Raw genomic sequence first — 16,780 nt, forward strand, 5'->3', positions numbered from 1 at the left:
TCGCTATCTATGCAACTGGCCTGTCCCAGGTCAGGGGCAGCGAGGAAGGGCCGCCCCGCACCGAGGCTGCCGTCCCCCTCCACCGAAGGATGAGAGGGGGAAGCGCCGCAGGCGCTCAGGGGGTGCTTCCTATTTCAACCAGCCGCGCTTGCGGAAGTAGAGCATGGGACCGACCGCGCTGGCCGCCATCAGCAGCAGCGCGAACGGGTAGCCCAGCGTCCATTCAAGCTCGGGCATGAACTTGAAGTTCATGCCGTAGGCGCTGGCCACCAGCGTCGGCGGCAGCAGCGCGACGCTGGCCACCGAGAAGATGCGGATGATCTTGTTCTGGTTGATGTTGATGAAACCAACGGTCGCATCCATCAGGAAGTTGATCTTCTCGAACAGGAAGGCGGTGTGGCTGTCGAGCGATTCGATGTCGCGCAGGATCTGGCGCGCCTCCTCGAACTGCTCGGCGTTGAGCATCTTGCTGCGCATCATGAAGCTTACCGCGCGGCGCGTGTCCATCACGTTGCGGCGGATGCGCGAGTTCATGTCTTCCTGGCGCGCAATGGCCGACAGCACGTCGCTGGCGCGCGCATCGTCGACCTCGCCGGACAGCACCTGGGTGCTGACTTTTTCCAGCGCGTCGTAGATGCGCTCGAGCGTGTCGGCCGAGTACTCGGCGTCGGCATCGAACAGCTTGAGCAGCACTTCCTTCGCATCCTCGAGCAGGCCCGGTGCGCGGCGCGCGCGCATGCGCAGCAGGCGGAACACCGGCACGTCCTCGTCGTGGATGGAAAACAGCACGCCGCGGCTCTTGAGCTCGGCGTTGTGCTGGTTCAGGATGAAGGCCACGCGCACCGAGCGCGGGTCGTCGTCATCGTCGATCAGGAAGTCGCTGCGGATGTGCAGCTCGCCATTGTCTTCTTCATAGAAACGCGCCGATTCCTCGATGTCCTCGTCCATCGCGTCTTCGGGGATCGACAGGCCGTAGTGCTGCTTGATCCAGCGCTTTTCCTCGAGCGTGGGCGACTCCAGGTCGACCCAGATGGGCTGAAACCGTGCCAGGTCTTCCAGCGAGTCGATTTCTCCCTGGACCAGGCGGCCATTGGTCAGCGTAAAGATGTTGAGCATTGCTCACTCCCATATCTTTTTTTACGTGCGGCGGTGAATGAGGTCTTGCTTTCAACCCCCGCAGCAGCGCAATGGGAGTTGAAAGCTACCAACTAGGGTAGGTTTCCACGGAGCAATCTCCAGTTGTTCTTGAAGTCCGCAATTATGGCATTGGACGCACCGGGCGCGCGGCACGAGGGCTGCGCGCACCGGTTATCCGGGTTGTCATCAGCGTGTCTCGGGCGGATGTGCGAGCGCCTGGGCTCGGCACAGGTCGGCCCAGGCCGCGGGCTTGGCGTGCGCGGCGCGCAGCAGGTAGCCGGGATCGTAGGTGACCACGGCGGGGCGGCCCGCCACGCGGTGCGGCTCGGCGCGCAGCCGGCCCAGCGCGTCGCTGCGGCCGAGCACGGCGCGTGCCGCGGCCAGGCCCAGCACCAGGATGCGCGCGGGCTGCAACTCCTGCACCATGGCCTGCAGGCCGGCGTCGAGCGGCGGACAGTCCGCGGCCGCTGCCGAGGCCTGGGCGCCTTCGCGCTCCAGCGCCGCGCTCCAGACGCGCGGGTGCCGGTGCAGGCGCAGCGCGCGCAGCATGTTGTCCAGCAGGCGCGCGGCATCGCCCTCGAGGGCCGTGCCGGTCGCCGCAGCGGATGCCGGCGCGGATACACCCTGGGCCGTGGGATGCTCCAGCAGGATCAGCCAGCCGCCATCGGCCGTGGCCGAAGCATCCGCCAAGGGCGCATATACCGGGCGCGCGGGATGCAGGCGCCAGCCCATGGCCGCAGCGCCTTCGGCGGGCTGGACAGCTGCCGAAGGCTGGGGACGGGGCGCGGCCGGGGCGGGCATGGCGGGCGCGGCGCGCGGCGCCGGCTGGGCCGGCGGCGGTTCGGCGCGCGCGGGCCGCTGCGGCGGCGCCGCGGTGGCCGCGGCCATGGGCTCGGGGGCTTCTGGCCGCGGTTCGGGTTGCCAGACCGTGATGCCCATTTCCTGCAGCATGGCGCGCTGGCGGAGGTCGAGATTCAGGGCCATAGGTTGAGGCTCATGATGATGGCGTGCTCGCGTTGGCCATCGGCCGCCGGGTAATAGTTCTTGCGCTCGGCAATCTGCTGGAAGCCATGCTTTTCGTAGATCGAACGCGCGCGCGCGTTGCTGGTGCGCACTTCAAGCCACAGCCAGGCGGCCTGGCGCTGGCGCGACCACAGTGCCAGGCCGTCAAGAATGACGCGGGCCCAGCCCCGGTGCTGGTGCGCGGGGGCCACGGTGAGGTTCAGCAGATGGACTTCGTCGAGCACCGTCATGGCCACGAAGTAGCCCAGCAACTGCTGCTCCGAATCAACCAGCAGCTGCGCTTCATAGCCCGCGGCCAGCGCGTCGATGAAGTTGCCGCGCGTCCAGGGATGGCTGTAGGCCTGCTGTTCCACAGGCAGCAGCGTGTCCAGCCAGGCTTCGGTCAGCGGCACGAAGCGGATGGCTTGCTGGTCGGCGGGCAGGCGGGCAGGGCTCATGGCGTGGCGGCAAGGCGTGCGGCGGCACGTTCGGCGGTGGTCTGCGCGACTTTATCGCGGATATACAAAGGCAGGGCCGCGGCCGCCGGCAGGCTGCCCTGGGCTGCGAGCAGTGCGGGCGCGAGGCGCAGCAATGCCGCAGAAGTCGGCAGCGCCACGAGGTGCCGGGCTTCGGGCGCGAGGCGTTCGCCATAGGCGGCCTGGGCATTGCCCGCCACGCTCCAGCCCGCCGGCACTTGCAGCAGTTCGGGGGCGCAGACCCCGGCTTCGCCTGCGGACTGCCAGGCGCCGTCGTGCCAGCGGTAGGCGGCGTGATAGACCTCGTTCATGCGCGCATCGAGCACGGCCACGAGCTCGGTGCAGCCATGTTCGGCGCGCGCGGTCTCGGCCACGGCCAGCAGCGTGTCGACCGGCAGCACCGGCACATCGGCGCCAAAGGCCAGGCCCTGGGCGATGGCGCAGGCGGTGCGCAGGCCGGTGAACGATCCCGGGCCGCGGCCGAAGACGATGGCATCGAGTTGCTTGAACTCGAGACCGGCTTCGTCCATCAGCCGGCGGATGGCCGGCAGCAACTGGGCCGATGACTGGGCACCGCCAGGCCCGCGGTGCTGCCAGAGCGCATCGCCGCGCTGGACGGCAATGCAAAGGATGTCGGTGCTGGTGTCGAAGGCAAGCAGGTTCATGGAGGGGGCCGGAAGAGGCGGCTGGGCGGCGGCCGGGCGGCCGCAGATGCGCAAGTCCTTGATTATCGGTGCCCGCGGCGCGGCTTGTGCGCCAAGCCGGGAAAGCCCGGTGCGCACGCATCCGTCGGCCGGGCCCTAAACTGGACGCATGCCTCTGCCGTCAGTCCCGGCGCGCCTGCGCGCCCGCTTCCTTGCCCTCGTGGGCATCCCTTTGTCGATGGCGCTGTGCGCCCCGGCGGTCCTGGCCGCCGAGGCGCTGCCGCCGTCCGCGGCCCCGGCCCTGCCGCCGGCCGTGACCGCCGCGCTGGCGCGGGCCCAGCTGCCCGCCGACGCGCTGTCGGTGCTGGTCGTCGAAGCCGAACCCAGGGGTGCCAAGCCGCGCCTGTCGTGGCAGCCCGAGCGGCCGATGAATCCGGCATCGGTCATGAAGCTGGTGACCACGTTTGCGGCGCTCGACCAGCTGGGCCCGGCCTACACCTGGCGCACGCCCTTTTACTTTGGCGGACCGGTGCAGGCCGGCGTGCTGCGCGGCCCGCTCTACATCCAGGGCCAGGGCGATCCGCGGCTGGTGATGGAGCGCTTGTGGCTCGCCCTGCGCCGGCTGCAGGCGATGGGCGTGCGGAGCATCGAGGGCGACATCGTTCTCGACCGTTCGGCCTTTGCGCTGGCCGCGCACGACCCGGGGCTGTTCGATGGCGAGCCGTTGCGGCCCTACAACGTTGCACCCGATGCACTGCTGGTCAACTACAAGTCGCTGGTGATGGGTTTTCTGCCGGACGTGAAGGGGGGCCTGGCGCGCATCCAGTACGACCCGCCGCTGGCCGGCATGGCACTGCAGGCCAGCGTGCCGCTGGCGCCCGAAGGCACGCCCTGCGGCGACTGGCATACGCGCCTGCAGGCTTCGCTGGAGCTGCCCGGGCGCATGGATTTCGCCGGCAGCTATCCCGCGGCCTGCGGCGAGCGCAACTGGTCGGTGGCGCCGGTCGACGGCGCACGCTTCGCGGCGCGCGCCATCGAAGGCATGTGGCGCGAACTCGGCGGCCAGTTCGGCGGCGTGGTGCGCGACGGCCGGGTGCCGGCCGGGCTCGCGCCGGCGCTGGTGATCGAGTCGGAAACCCTCGCCCAGGTGGTCAGGGATATCAATAAATATAGCAACAACGTCATGGCGCAGCAGGTTTTCCTGACCATGGGCTGGCAGCGCAGCGGGGTGGGGAGCTGGGACAGCGCGCAGGCCGCGCTGCGCCAGTGGTGGCAGCAGCGGGTCGGCGCTCAGGCCGTGCCCGTGGTGGAGAACGGCGCGGGCCTGAGCCGCGAGGAGCGGGTCACGGCGCAGGGCCTGGCGCGCATGCTGCAGCTCGCCTGGGCCTCGCCGGTGATGCCCGAATTCCTGGCCTCGATGCCGGTGCTGGGCGTGGATGGCACGCTGCGTCGCAGCCAGGCACGTGCCAGCGGCCAGGCCCACCTCAAGACCGGCACCTTGCGCGACGCCTCGGCCATTGCCGGCTTCGTGCATGCGGCCAGCGGCCGGCGCTATGTGCTGGTGGCGCTGGTCAACGACCCGCGCGCGGCGGCCGCACGTCCGACCTTGGAGGCATTGGTGGAATGGGTGGCCGGCGACCTCGCCGCCCGATAAGGTGTTTCGAGGCCGGCGCCACGCCTGGCCCATCACACCAGACGAGGGAGGTACGGCATGAGGATGCATTGGAGGTCCATCTGGCAGCTGGGTGTCATCCCGGCGGTCCTGGCGCTTGCGGCCTGCGGTGGCGAGGACGATGAACCCGGGGTTCAACCGGGCACGCAGCGCGGCCTGCTGCTGCAGTCTCCGCCGCCGCGCACGCTCGATGCGTCAGCGCCCGAGTTGCAGGCCCGGCTCGGCACCACACCTGCGGGGCGGGAGCTGCTGGCGCAGGCCGGCGCACCGGTCTGCGGCGTGCAGGTGCATTCGATCGAATACGCCACGGTGGGAGCCCGCGGCGAGCAGACCAATGCCACGGCGGCGTTGATGCTGCCGCGCGGCAGTGGCGCCGCCTGTACGGGTCCACGCCCGATCCTGCTCTACGGCCATGGCACCGATCCAGAGCGCGCCTACAACCAGGCCGAGATTTCCGACCTGACGCGGCCGGGCGCGGCGGCCGGGCTGCAGCTGGCGGCGACGTTTGCCGCCCACGGCTATATCGTCGTGGCGCCCAACTATGCGGGCTACGACCGCTCGCGGCTCGGTTACCACCCCTACCTCGTGGCCGACCAGCAGTCCAAGGACATGGTCGATGCGCTCACCGCCGCGCGCGTTGCGCTGCCCGCGCTGGAGGCGCGCGACAGCGGGCAGTTGCTGCTGTCTGGCAATTCGCAGGGCGGGTATGTGGCGCTGGCCACGCACCGCGCGCTGCAGGCCGCGGGCCTGCATGTCACGGCATCGGCGCCGATGTCCGGGCCGTATGCGCTGGCCAGCTATGGCGATGCGATCTTCCATGGCCGCGTACCGCTGGGCAGCACGGTGTTCACGCCGCTGCTGGTGACCGCTTACCAGCAGGCCTACGGCAGGATCTACCGCCAGCCGGACGAAGTCTATGCGCCGCGTTATGCGCCCCATATGGCCGCGCTGCTGCCGGCCGATGTGCCGCTGGCGCAGCTCTGGCGCCAGGGCCGGCTGCCGGTGAGCGCGCTGTTCAGCACCACGCCGCCGGCGCGCGGGCTGGAATCGATCACGCCGCCGACCACGCCGCTGGCCCAGGCGCCGTTGTTTGCGCTCGGCTTCGGCCCCGATCCGCTGCTGAGCAATGCGCAACGCCTGGCCTACCTCGAGGATGCGGCGCTGCGGCCCGACGGCCTGGTGCCCGAGCGCACGACCGGCATGCCCGCGGCAATGCCCGGACATCCGATGCGCCAGGCGCTCAAGGCCAACGACCTGCGCGACTGGGTGCCGCGGCGGCCCATGCTGCTGTGCGGCGGCCAGGCCGACCCGACGGTGTTCTTCGCCCTGAATACCGGCGCGCTGCAGGCGCTGTGGTCGCCGCCCTCGCCCGCGGCCATGCCGCCCGGCATGCTGAGCGTGCTCGATGTCGACGCGCCGATCAGCGGATTCAATGATCCCTATGCCGACGTCAAGGCCGGCTTTGCGCTGGCCAAGGCCACGGCCGCAGCCCAGGGCGGACCCGCAGCAGCGCTGCTGCTGTACCACGGCGCGCTGGTGCCGCCGTTCTGCCACCTCGCGGCACGCAGTTTCTTTGCGCGCGTGCTGGCTTCTGGTGAATGAAGCAGGCCTGCGGCACTGCCAACGTGGCCCGGCAATGAAAAAACCGACCCGAAGGTCGGTTGCTTGCCGGGCGTGGCCGATTACCAGCGCAGGCGCAGCTTGTCGTAGGCGTACACACCGAACTGGCGGTAGGCCGAGGGGGTCAGGTAGACCTTGTCGGCAAACAGGTAGGTGTCCTGGTTGGCACCCGCGATCAGCGTCGAGGTGGTGCACAGCGAGGAATTGATCTCGCCGGCGCCGATGCCGATGCCCGGACCCGCGTCGACCGAGGTGCAGACCGGCGTGGTGGCATTGTTGAACCCATAGGAATTGGGCGAGTAGGTGTAGAGGTTCACGTAGTAGGCCAGGTCGACGTACAGCGCGGAATCGCCCAGGTCGTTGACGCCGATCAGCAGCGCTTCGTTAAAGGCCTTGCTCGCGGCTTCGGCGGCCGGGACCTGGACCTTTTCGACGGCCCAGCGCGACTTGCCGAGGTCGTAGCTGCCGGAGAACACGACGTGCTTGGCGCCGGCATTGGTCAGGCGGCGGATCTGGTCCGCGTACTGCGCGCCCAGCGAGCGGGCCGAAGCTTCGTACTGGGCGGCGGTCTGCGTGCCCGCGATCACGGCCGACAGGCCCACGATCAGGTCGCTGGTGCCGGCGCTGAGCAGCACCACATCGTCCTTCTGCAGCGCGCCGCCCGAAGCCAGGAAGCTGTCGATCTGCGCTGCCACCGTGGGGGTGGCGGCATTTCCCGCGGCGTCGGGCGTGGCGGCAATGCGCGCGTTGCCGAAAGCGTAGCTGAGTCCGCCCTGGTTCGAGGGCTTGAGTTCCTTGCCGTACTGCGCGGCCACATAGCGGGTCCAGTTGTTCAACGAACTGTCGTTGACGGTGTAGCTGGCGCCGTTCTGGCCGACATCGGCGGCGGCGTCGCCAAAGGCAATGAAGCGGCTGGGCGAAAGCGCCGATTCCGTGGTGCTTGAGCCGCAGGCGGCGAGCAGTACCGCCGTTGCACAGGCGGTGACCAACGCGGTCCGACGCATCCAATTTGCTGCCATGAGATTCTCCAGAAGGGATATGGACAAGAGTTTAACTAGGCCGCTGCCGCGCGCTGCAGGCGGTCGCGCACGCCTTCCCATGCGGGTGTGGCGGGCGGGGTTTCAATCCAGAGCAGGCGCACGCCCGCGGCATCGAATTCGCGCAGCTGCGAGAACAGTTCCTGGGCGGTGGCCGCAGCATCCTCGGGCATGCGGCGCAGCTCCACCCCGGCACCGGCCTGCAAAGGGCTCCGAGCATACACCCCCAGATGCGCGGCGTCGGCGCCCAGCAGGTCCAGGCCGGCCTGCAATTGCGCGGCATCCATGAGCCGCACCTTCGCGTCGGGCGCGTAATGCGCGAGCAGCGTGCCCGAGGCGCGTGGCGTGTTGTCGGGCAGTTCGTCCTTGGACAGCGGCTTGAGGCCGCAGGCCCGCTCGATGTCATCGCGCGAGACCGCGCCCGGGCGCAGCAGCACCGGCACGCCGCGCGTGCAGTCGACGATGGTCGACTCGATGCCCACGGCGCATTCGCCGCCATCGAGCACCAGCAGTTCCGGGCCGAACTCGCTTTGCACATGCGCGGCCGTGGTCGGGCTCACGCGGCCGAAGCGGTTGGCGCTGGGCGCGGCAACGCCCCAAACCGGCGGTTGCAATTGCATACAAGCTTGCAGCAAGGAATGTGCAACCGGATGTGAAGGACACCGCAGTCCCACGCTGTCCTGCCCGCCCGTGGCGGCCGCCACCATGCCGGCGCGGCGCGGCAGGATCAGCGTCAGCGGCCCGGGCCAGAAGGCATCGATCAACTGCTGGGCAAAGACCGGCACTTCCTTGGCAAAGCGCGTGATGGCGGGGGCATCGGCCACATGCACGATCAGCGGGTGGTTGCTGGGCCGGCCCTTGGCGGCAAAGATCGCGGCCACGGCGGCATCGTTTTCGGCGTCGGCAGCCAGCCCGTAGACGGTCTCGGTCGGCAGGCCCAGCAGCGCGCCGCGCTGCAGCGCGCGCGCGACCTCGTCAATGGCCGTGGGCAGGTTTCCTGGGAGGATCATTGCGGGGTCTTGTTCAGAACGGCGCGATGCCCAGGATGGCGGCTGCCTGCAGCGCCACGGCACGCGCCTGCTCGGGCGTGGCGGCCGTGATGTTGAGGTGGCCCATCTTGCGTGCCGGCTTGGCTTCGGCCTTGCCATAGAGGTGCAGATGCACGCCCGGCAGCGCCAGCACCTGGTCCCAGGCAGGCGTGCTCGCGGCGGCCGTGCCGTCCTTGAACCACAGGTCGCCCAGCAGGTTCAGCATGATGGCGGCGCTGTGCTGGCGCGGCTGCACCAGCGGCAGGCCGGTCATGCAGCGCACCTGCAGCTCGAACTGCGAGACATCGAGGGCGTTCTGGCTGTAGTGGCCGCTGTTGTGCGGGCGCGGTGCGATCTCGTTGACCACCAGGCTGCCGTCCTCGAGCACGAAGAACTCGACGCACAGCACGCCGACGTAATCGAGACCTTGCGCGACCGACTGCGCCGCGGCCACGGCTTGCTGGGCCTGCGAGGCGGGCACATTGCCGGCGTGGACTTCGGTCACGGCCAGGATGCCGTCGCGGTGCAGGTTGCGCTGCACCGGCAGGTTGACGATGCTGCCGTCGCGTCCGCGCGCCACGATCACCGAGCATTCATGCGCCAGCGGCAGCATCTTCTCGAGCACGCAGGCCACGCGGCCCATGTCGTCCCAGGCGACGGCCAGTTCGGCGGGCGTGCGCACCCGGGCCTGGCCCTTGCCGTCATAGCCCATGCGCGCCGTCTTCAGGATGCCCGGCAGCAGGCTCGCATCGACCGCCGCAAGCTGCGCCGGCGTGGTGATTTCGGCATAGGGCGCGCAGGGCACGCCGCAGCGCACGAAATGCGCCTTCTCGGCGGCGCGGTCCTGAGCAATGGCCACGGCCTCGCCGGCGGGGGCCACCGGACGCGTCAGCGCCAGCGTCTGCAGCGCGGCCGCGGGCACGTTCTCGAATTCGGTGGTCACGGCAGCGCAAAGCCGCGCCAGTTCGGCCAGGCCCTGCGGGTCTTCGTAGCCGGTGCGTATATGGCGGTGGCTGACCAGGCCCGCGGGGCTGGTTGCGTCGGCATCCAGCACGGCCGTGAAGTAGCCCATGGACTGCGCCGCATGCACGAACATGCGTCCGAGCTGGCCGCCGCCGAGCACGCCCAGCGTGGCGCCGGGCAGGATGGGGGCATTCATTACGCCGGCCGCACTCATGCCGCCACCGGGGGCAGCGTCATGGCGCGTGCCGCCGCCGTCTGCTCGGCGCGGAAGGCTTCGAGCTTTGCGCGCAGGGCAGGGTCCTCGCTGGCCAGCAGCGCCACCGCAAACAGCGCGGCGTTCGCGGCGCCGGCCTGGCCGATGGCAAACGTCGCGACCGGCACGCCCTTGGGCATCTGTACGATGGAGTGCAGCGAATCGACACCTTGCAGATGGCGGCTCGCGACCGGCACGCCCAGCACCGGCACGGTGGTCTTGGCGGCAATCATGCCCGGCAGGTGGGCCGCACCGCCCGCGCCGGCAATGATGGCTTTGAGGCCGCGGTTTGCCGCAGCTTCGGCATAGGCGAACATATCGTCTGGCATGCGGTGCGCCGAGACGACCTGCGCTTCATGGGCGATGCCAAATTGCTGGAGAATCTGCACTGCGTGCTGCATGGTGTCCCAGTCGCTGCTGGAGCCCATGACCACGCCGATTTGAATGGGTTTCATGTCGAGCGGGGCGGCTGTACAGCCGCCGTCCAAAGTGGAACCCGTGATTTTACTTTTCCCTTATCCACCAGCCCGTCAAAGGGCTTCGAGCCATGATCGATGTCACGATAGAAAATTTTGAAGCCGAGGTGGTTGCCGCCTCGATGGAAGTGCCCGTGCTGGTGGACTTCTGGGCGCCCTGGTGCGGCCCATGCAAGACCCTGGGGCCGCTGCTGGACAAGCTCGAGGCCGACTATGGCGGCCGTTTCAAGCTGGCCAAGATCGACTCCGACCAGGAGCAGCAGCTGGCCGGCATGTTCGGCATCCGCTCGGTGCCGACCTGCGTGCTGATGATGGGCGGCCGTCCTGTGGACGGCTTCATGGGCGCGCAAAGCGAGGCCCAGCTGCGCGCGTTCCTCGACAAGCACCTGCCCTCCGAAGCGGCCATGGCGGCCGAGTCCGATGTCGATGAAGCCCAGCAGCTGCTCGAGGCGGGCGACACCGGCGCGGCGCTGCAAAAGCTGGCCGACGCGCTGGCTGCCGATCCCGGCAATGACGACGCCCGCTTCGACTACCTGCGCCTGCTGATCGCCACCGGCGGCTTCGAAGAGGCCGAAGCGCTGCTGCGCGAGCCGCTCAAGCGCATTCCGCTGGCGCTGCGCTTCGACGCGCTGTCGCGCTGGCTCGACGCGCTGAAGTTCGTCGACAGCAGCGAACGCGGCAACTGGCCGCTCGAGGAGTTCGATGCGCTGATTGCCGCCAACCGCCGCGACTTCGAGGCCCGTTTCGACAAGGCACGGGTGCTGGTGGCGGAAGGCCAGTGGACCGAAGCCATGGACGAACTGCTGGAAATCATCATGCGCGACAAGACCTGGAACCAGGACGCGGCGCGCAAGCTGTATGTGGCCGTGCTCGAGCTGCTGACCCCGCCCAAACCCAAGGCCGAGGCCAGCGTCCCCGGCAAGACTGCCGGCGGCATCGAACTGATGGGCAAGTCGGCGCAGCAGGAGGATGAAAACACGGCCATGCTCAACAGCTATCGGCGCAAGCTGAGCATGGCGTTGAACTGACCCCCCACGCTTGCTCGCTTCGCGTAGCTGCGCTGCCCCCCCCGAGGGAGGCGCTCGCGGCTTGGGGCGGCCCGGCGCCGCTCGGGCCGCCCTTCGCACACGCCCACTGAGCGCCCGGGGCGCTCGCAGCTAGCGCTGGCGGGGAAACAAGCCACAAAAGCAAAACCGGCCACTAGGGCCGGTTCAGTGAGACGCGCAGGAAGAATCAAGCCGTCAGGCGATCCAGCGCTTCGCGGTATTTTGCCGCGGTCTTGTTGATCACGTCCTGCGGCAGGCGCGGCGCCGGAGCGGTCTTGTCCCAGGCCTTGCCGTTGACCTTGGCCTGCTCGAGCCAGTCGCGCACGAACTGCTTGTCGTAGCTTGGCGGATTTTCGCCGGCGGCCAGCGCCGCGGCGTAGCCTTCGACGGGCCAGTAGCGCGAGCTGTCGGGGGTCAGCACTTCGTCCATCAGCACCAGTTCGCCGTCGTCCGTGAGGCCGAATTCGAACTTGGTGTCGGCAATGATCATGCCCTTGGTCAGCGCGATGGCCGCGGCTTCGCGGTAGATCTGGATGCTCAGGTCGCGGATGCGTGTCGCCAGTTCTTCACCGACCATCTCGACCGTGCGCTCGAACGTGATGTTCTCGTCGTGGTCGCCCATCTCGGCCTTGGCGGCCGGGGTGTAGATCGGCTCGGGCAGCTTGGCGGCGTTGGTCAGGCCCGCGGGCAGCGGCACGCCGCAGACCGACTGGGTTTCCTGGTATTCCTTCCAGCCGCTGCCTGCCAGATAGCCGCGGACCACGGCCTCGACCAGGATCGGCTTGAGGCGCTTGACCAGCATCGAACGGCCTTGCACCTGGGGCAGCTCGGCCGGCGTCACCACGCTTTCGGGCGCTTCGCCGGTCAGGTGGTTCGGGCAGATATGGCCCAGCTTGTCGAACCAGAACAGCGCCATCTGCGTCAGCAGCACGCCTTTGCCGGGAATGGGTTCGCCCATGATGACGTCAAAGGCCGAGAGGCGGTCGCTGGCCACCATCAGGATGCGGTCGTCGCCCACGGCGTAATTGTCACGGACCTTGCCGCGCGCCAGCAGGGGCAGCGAAGTCAGGGCAGAGGTGTGCAGGGCGGAAAGGCTGGGCTGGTTCATGGGTACGAATGGTTGCGGTCGAGACCTGGGCAGGGTGCGGGACCCTTACCTGGCAGGATTTTAAGGCCCGGCGCCGGCCCCGTGCCCGCTGCCCGGGCATGCTGCATCAACTCCAATGATTGTGCGTGGTTTTGCGCTGCTTGGCGAAGCTCTCCGCAAAACCTACTGCGGAATGCCGTTATCGCATTGCATTTGGATGGTGCCGGGCGCATAGTGAAACCAAGCGACGAATGCGCATTCCAGCTTGCGAGCCTAGCCAGTGACTCTGTTGCCGGCAGGGGCTTTCTTTACCTTGGGCAAGGAGGCTTTCGTATGAATTTGATTATCAGTGGTCACCACCTGGAGGTGACCCCAGCGCTGCGCAACTATGTAGTGAGCAAGCTGGAGCGGATACTTCGGCACTTCGATCAGGTGGTGGATGTCAAGGTTCTGCTGACCGTCGAGAAACAAAAGGAAAAGGAAAAACGCCAGCGTGCGGAATGCACCGTGCGGGTCAAGGGCAGCGACCTGTTCGCCCAGAGCGCACACTTCGATCTGTATGCTGCGGTCGACTGCCTGGTCGACAAGCTCGACCGCAAGGTGGTGGAACACAAGACGCGCCTGCAATCCGGCCGTTTCGATACCCCGAAGCGCGATGCCATGGTGCTGTCACTGGCCTGATTTGCACTTCGCCACGACACGATGGCGAACTATGGATGCCATCTGACCGCAAAAGCCGCCGCCAGGCGGCTTTTTCGTGTCCCTCGGGTATTCCCGGCACTATCAAGGCGGAGCGTGCATAATTCCTCCTTAACACCATGAACCGTCTAGCCTCCATCCTGCCCGCCGCTCAAGTCCTCGTGAGCGTTGACGCCACCAGCAAGAAACGCGCTTTCGAAGAAGCCGGGCTGTTGTTCGAGAGCCTGCATGGCTTGTCGCGCGCGCTGATCACCGACAGCCTGTTTGCGCGCGAGCGCCTGGGCTCGACCGGTCTGGGCCATGGCGTTGCCATTCCCCATGGCCGCATCAAGGGATTGAAGTCGCCGATGGCGGCGGTATTCCAGCTGGCCAACCCGATCGGCTTCGATGCACCCGACGAGCAACCGGTGGGCCTGCTGATCTTCCTGCTGGTGCCCGAAGCGGCCACGCAAAAGCATCTCGAGATCCTGTCCGAGATTGCCGAGCTGCTCAGCGACACCGCGCTGCGCGAGAAGATCAAGGCCTGCGACGACGCCGAACTGCTGCACGAGATGCTCGAGCGCTGGCAATCGACGGCCGCTCCGCTGTCCTGACCGCTGAGCCCCCGTCTCCATGCGACCCAACGCCATCAGCGCCGACCTGCTGTTCCAGGCGTTCCGTGCATCGCTGCGCTGGGAATGGGTGGCGGGGCTGGGCGCCTCGGAGCGGCGCTTCGATGAAATGGCCGTGCGTTCGGCGCGTTCGGGCGCCGACCTGGTGGGTTACCTCAACTACATCCATCCCTACCGCCTGCAGGTGCTGGGCGAGCGCGAGATCGCCTATCTCTGCAAGTCGACCTCGCTGGACTGCCAGCGCCGTGTAGCGCGCATCGTGACGCTGCAGCCGCCGGTGCTGGTGCTGGCCGACGGCCAGGTCGCCCCGCCCGAGCTGCTGTCCATGTGCGAGGAAGCGCAGATTCCGATGTTCTCGACCGATGAGGCCGCGGCATTCGTGATCGATGTGCTGCGCGCCTACCTGTCGAAGCACTTTGCCGACCGCACCACCATGCATGGCGTGTTCATGGACATCCTGGGCATGGGCGTGCTGATCACGGGCGAGTCGGGGCTGGGCAAGAGCGAGCTGGGGCTGGAGCTGATCTCGCGCGGCAACGGCCTGGTGGCCGATGATGCGGTCGACCTCTACCGCATCAACCAGGCGACGATCGAAGGCAAGTGCCCCGAGCTGCTGCAGAACCTGCTGGAAGTGCGCGGCATCGGCCTGCTCGACATCCGCGCGATCTTTGGCGAGACCGCAGTGCGGCGCAAGATGCGCCTGAAGCTGATCGTGCATCTGGTGCGCAAGGAAACACTGGAGCGCGAATACGAGCGCATGCCTTATGAGCCGCTGACCCAGGATGTGCTGGGCGTGCCCGTGCTCAAGGCCGTGATCCAGGTGGTGGCCGGGCGCAACATTGCCGTGCTGGTCGAAGCCGCGGTGCGCAACACCATCCTGCAGTTGCGGGGCATCGATACCTATCAGGAGTTCATTGACCGGCACCGCCGTGCGATGGAAAAGGAATGAAACAAAAAAGGCGCCGAGGCGCCTTTTTTGTGTGCTGTTGTTTCAGCGGTGGGCGCTAGCGGTTTTGGCGCAGGTGGTGCACTGTCCATACAGCGACATCGCGTGGTCATGGATGACCCAGCCCTTGGACTTGGCGATCTGCACCTGGCGCTTTTCGATTTCGGCGTCGTAGAACTCCTCGACCTTGCCGCAAACCGTGCAGATGAAGTGGTCGTGGTGGTGGCCTTCGTTGAGTTCGTAGACCGCCTTGGCGCTTTCGAAATTGCTGCGGATCAGGATGCCCGCCTGTTCGAACTGCGTGAGGACACGGTAGACCGTGGCCAGGCCGATGTCCGAGCGCTCGTCGAGCAGCACGCGAAAGACATCTTCGGCCGTCATGTGGCGTTGCGTGCCCTTCTGGAAGATCTCCAGGATCTTCAGGCGGGGCAGGGTGGCCTTGAGGCCCGTGCTTTTGAGTTCGTCGATATTCGTCATGACAGGGTCTTTCGGGAGTGCCTGCGGGCGCATCAGGCACCGGCGCAGCACAGTCAACGGAAATGGCCCTCGCACCGAGGGTGGGGAGAATGCCGAGGACTGGAAGGACCAGCCGCTACAATGATTTGAATCATATCCCCTAAGCCATACCCATGCATGTCCAAGCCCGTTGCAGTGCCCGTCTGGCGCTGACTTTGGTGGTCGCTGCCGTCCTGGCTGCCTGTGGCAGCCTTGACAACGCGAGCCAACGCATCGCCAGCGCTGCGAGCGCTGTCACTCCTTACAAGGTCGAAGTGGTCCAGGGCAATTTCGTGTCCCGCGAACAGGTCGAGGCGCTCGCGCCCGGCATGAGCCGCCAGCAGGTGCGCGACATCCTCGGCACGCCGCTGGTGACCAGCGTGTTCCATGCCGACCGCTGGGAATATGTGTTCACGCTCAAACGCAAGGACGTCGAGATCCAGACCCGCAAGCTGACGGTGTTCTTCGAAGGCGACCGCCTGGTGCGCCATGAAGGCGACGAGATGCCTTCCGAGGCCGACTTCGTTGCCACGCTGGGCTCGAAGCGCGCCGGCGGCAAGGTGCCGGTGCTCGCCGCCACGCCCGAGCAGCTCGCGCGCTTCCCCGCGCCGGCGCAGTCGCCGGCGGAGGCCGAAGCGCTGCCTCCTGCCGACGCCTCCAAGCAGTACCCGCCGCTCGAAGCGCCAGGCCGCTGAATTTCTTGCCGGCGCCGCGCCCATGGCGTGCCCGGCTGCTTTCCCAGGATTACCACCAATGACCGAGAACCTCTCGCTCGCCCCCGGGCGCCACCGCGTTGCCGTTGCCGGCGCGTCCGGCCGCATGGGCCGCATGCTGATCGAAGCCATCCACAACAGCGACGACTGCGTGCTGGCCGGCGCGCTGGATGTGCCCGGCAGCCCGGCACTGGGCATCGATGCCACGGCTTTCCTTGGCAGCAACAGCGGCGTTGTCATCACTTCCGACCTGCAGCTCGGCCTGGCCGAGGCCCAGGTGCTGATCGACTTCACACGCCCCGAAGGCACGCTGGCCCATCTCGCGGCCTGCCAGGCGCTGGGCGTGAAGCTGGTCATCGGCACCACCGGCTTCAGCGACGAACAGAAGCAGGCACTGGCCGAAGGCGCGAAACAGGTCGCGGTCATGCTGGCGCCCAACATGAGCGTGGGCGTCAACGTCACGCTCAAGCTCTTGGAAATGGCGGCGCGCGCGCTGTCCACGGGCTACGACATTGAAATCATCGAGGCCCACCACCGCCACAAGGTCGATGCGCCCTCGGGCACGGCGCTGAAAATGGGCGAAGTCATTGCCGATGCGCTGGGCCGCGACCTGGCCGAATGCGCGGTCTACGAGCGCTACGGCCATACCGGCGCGCGCGATCCTTCGTCGATCGGCTTCGCCACGGTGCGCGGCGGCGACATCGTCGGCGACCACACGGTGCTGTTTGCCGGCACCGGCGAGCGCATCGAGATCACGCACAAATCCTCGAGCCGCGAAACCTATGCCCAGGGCAGCCTGCGCGCCGTGCGCTTCCTGGCCGACAAGCCCCAGGGCATGTTCGACATGTTCGACGTGCTGGGTCTGCGCTGAACCT

At 67.7% G+C, this 16,780-nt stretch carries 18 protein-coding genes; 8 read left to right on the top strand and 10 right to left on the bottom strand.

The features are described 5' to 3' along the window. Positions 1-129: 129 nt before the first annotated feature. The 4 genes from corA to tsaB form a co-directional block, all read right to left on the bottom strand. Entirely contained in the window at positions 130-1,116 is a 987-nt protein-coding gene (gene corA / locus HUK68_RS00750) for a magnesium/cobalt transporter CorA (protein WP_175502473.1), read from the bottom strand. Between the two features lie 207 nt (positions 1,117-1,323). Beyond that, a complete protein-coding gene (locus HUK68_RS00755) occupies positions 1,324-2,121 on the bottom strand; it encodes a uracil-DNA glycosylase family protein (protein ID WP_175502474.1) in 798 nt (265 codons plus the stop codon). Next, positions 2,112-2,597: a ribosomal protein S18-alanine N-acetyltransferase gene (rimI, locus tag HUK68_RS00760; protein ID WP_175502475.1), complete on the bottom strand. Its 486-nt coding sequence runs from the start codon at positions 2,595-2,597 to the stop codon at positions 2,112-2,114. The genes HUK68_RS00755 and rimI overlap by 10 nt, the downstream gene beginning before the upstream one ends. After that, positions 2,594-3,280, bottom strand: coding sequence for a tRNA (adenosine(37)-N6)-threonylcarbamoyltransferase complex dimerization subunit type 1 TsaB (tsaB, locus tag HUK68_RS00765; RefSeq protein WP_175502476.1), 687 nt, complete (start codon positions 3,278-3,280; stop codon positions 2,594-2,596). Before tsaB ends, rimI begins: the two co-directional genes overlap by 4 nt. Before the next feature lie 148 nt (positions 3,281-3,428). Here tsaB and dacB point away from each other — a divergent pair, with 148 nt between their 5' ends. Together dacB and HUK68_RS00775 are read left to right on the top strand one after the other, a co-directional pair. Next, positions 3,429-4,913, top strand: coding sequence for a D-alanyl-D-alanine carboxypeptidase/D-alanyl-D-alanine endopeptidase (gene dacB, locus HUK68_RS00770; RefSeq protein WP_175502477.1), 1,485 nt, complete (start codon positions 3,429-3,431; stop codon positions 4,911-4,913). 57 nt (positions 4,914-4,970) lie between these two features. Next, on the top strand, positions 4,971-6,533 hold the full coding sequence (locus tag HUK68_RS00775) for an alpha/beta hydrolase family protein (RefSeq protein WP_244146223.1): 1,563 nt from the start codon (positions 4,971-4,973) through the stop codon (positions 6,531-6,533). Between the two features lie 80 nt (positions 6,534-6,613). On the opposite strand, the gene HUK68_RS00780 is transcribed toward HUK68_RS00775, so the two are convergent. The 4 genes from HUK68_RS00780 to purE are packed head-to-tail and all read right to left on the bottom strand — an operon-like array spanning position 6,614 to position 10,287. Further along, positions 6,614-7,570 (bottom strand): SGNH/GDSL hydrolase family protein, encoded by a 957-nt coding sequence (locus HUK68_RS00780; RefSeq protein WP_175502478.1) that lies wholly within the window; start codon positions 7,568-7,570, stop codon positions 6,614-6,616. Between the two features lie 35 nt (positions 7,571-7,605). Continuing rightward, positions 7,606-8,598, bottom strand: a complete 993-nt coding sequence (locus HUK68_RS00785; protein ID WP_175502479.1) for an L-threonylcarbamoyladenylate synthase — start codon at positions 8,596-8,598, stop codon at positions 7,606-7,608. Positions 8,599-8,611: 13 nt separating this feature from the next. Continuing rightward, positions 8,612-9,793, bottom strand: coding sequence for a 5-(carboxyamino)imidazole ribonucleotide synthase (locus HUK68_RS00790; protein WP_175502480.1), 1,182 nt, complete (start codon positions 9,791-9,793; stop codon positions 8,612-8,614). Then, a complete protein-coding gene (gene purE / locus HUK68_RS00795; RefSeq protein WP_175502481.1) occupies positions 9,790-10,287 on the bottom strand; it encodes a 5-(carboxyamino)imidazole ribonucleotide mutase in 498 nt (165 codons plus the stop codon). Before purE ends, HUK68_RS00790 begins: the two co-directional genes overlap by 4 nt. Positions 10,288-10,379: 92 nt before the next feature. Between purE and HUK68_RS00800 the strand changes: the two genes are divergently transcribed. Continuing rightward, positions 10,380-11,336: a tetratricopeptide repeat protein gene (locus tag HUK68_RS00800; protein ID WP_175502482.1), complete on the top strand. Its 957-nt coding sequence runs from the start codon at positions 10,380-10,382 to the stop codon at positions 11,334-11,336. A gap of 205 nt (positions 11,337-11,541) precedes the next feature. Here HUK68_RS00800 and HUK68_RS00805 read toward each other — a convergent pair whose 3' ends face one another. After that, positions 11,542-12,462 (bottom strand): phosphoribosylaminoimidazolesuccinocarboxamide synthase, encoded by a 921-nt coding sequence (locus HUK68_RS00805; RefSeq protein ID WP_175502483.1) that lies wholly within the window; start codon positions 12,460-12,462, stop codon positions 11,542-11,544. Between the two features lie 312 nt (positions 12,463-12,774). On the opposite strand from HUK68_RS00805, the gene hpf reads away from it, so the two are divergent. The 3 genes from hpf to hprK all read left to right on the top strand — a co-directional run bounded on the left by hpf (position 12,775) and on the right by hprK (position 14,700). Continuing rightward, on the top strand, positions 12,775-13,122 hold the full coding sequence (gene hpf, locus HUK68_RS00810) for a ribosome hibernation-promoting factor, HPF/YfiA family (RefSeq protein ID WP_175502484.1): 348 nt from the start codon (positions 12,775-12,777) through the stop codon (positions 13,120-13,122). A gap of 137 nt (positions 13,123-13,259) precedes the next feature. Then, a complete protein-coding gene (locus HUK68_RS00815; RefSeq protein WP_175502485.1) occupies positions 13,260-13,733 on the top strand; it encodes a PTS sugar transporter subunit IIA in 474 nt (157 codons plus the stop codon). A gap of 19 nt (positions 13,734-13,752) precedes the next feature. Next, positions 13,753-14,700 (top strand): HPr(Ser) kinase/phosphatase, encoded by a 948-nt coding sequence (hprK, locus tag HUK68_RS00820; RefSeq protein ID WP_175502486.1) that lies wholly within the window; start codon positions 13,753-13,755, stop codon positions 14,698-14,700. A gap of 42 nt (positions 14,701-14,742) precedes the next feature. Here hprK and fur read toward each other — a convergent pair whose 3' ends face one another. After that, positions 14,743-15,174, bottom strand: coding sequence for a ferric iron uptake transcriptional regulator (gene fur / locus HUK68_RS00825; RefSeq protein WP_175502487.1), 432 nt, complete (start codon positions 15,172-15,174; stop codon positions 14,743-14,745). A 152-nt stretch (positions 15,175-15,326) separates the two neighbouring features. On the opposite strand from fur, the gene HUK68_RS00830 reads away from it, so the two are divergent. Beyond that, the gene (locus tag HUK68_RS00830; RefSeq protein ID WP_175502488.1) at positions 15,327-15,887 is read left to right on the top strand and encodes an outer membrane protein assembly factor BamE; all 561 of its coding nucleotides are present in this window, start codon (positions 15,327-15,329) and stop codon (positions 15,885-15,887) included. Positions 15,888-15,945: 58 nt separating this feature from the next. Beyond that, a complete protein-coding gene (gene dapB / locus HUK68_RS00835; RefSeq protein ID WP_175502489.1) occupies positions 15,946-16,776 on the top strand; it encodes a 4-hydroxy-tetrahydrodipicolinate reductase in 831 nt (276 codons plus the stop codon). Positions 16,777-16,780 lie beyond the last annotated feature (4 nt).

It is taken from the genome of Comamonas antarctica (assembly GCF_013363755.1).
Lineage (GTDB): Bacteria > Pseudomonadota > Gammaproteobacteria > Burkholderiales > Burkholderiaceae_C > Comamonas > Comamonas antarctica.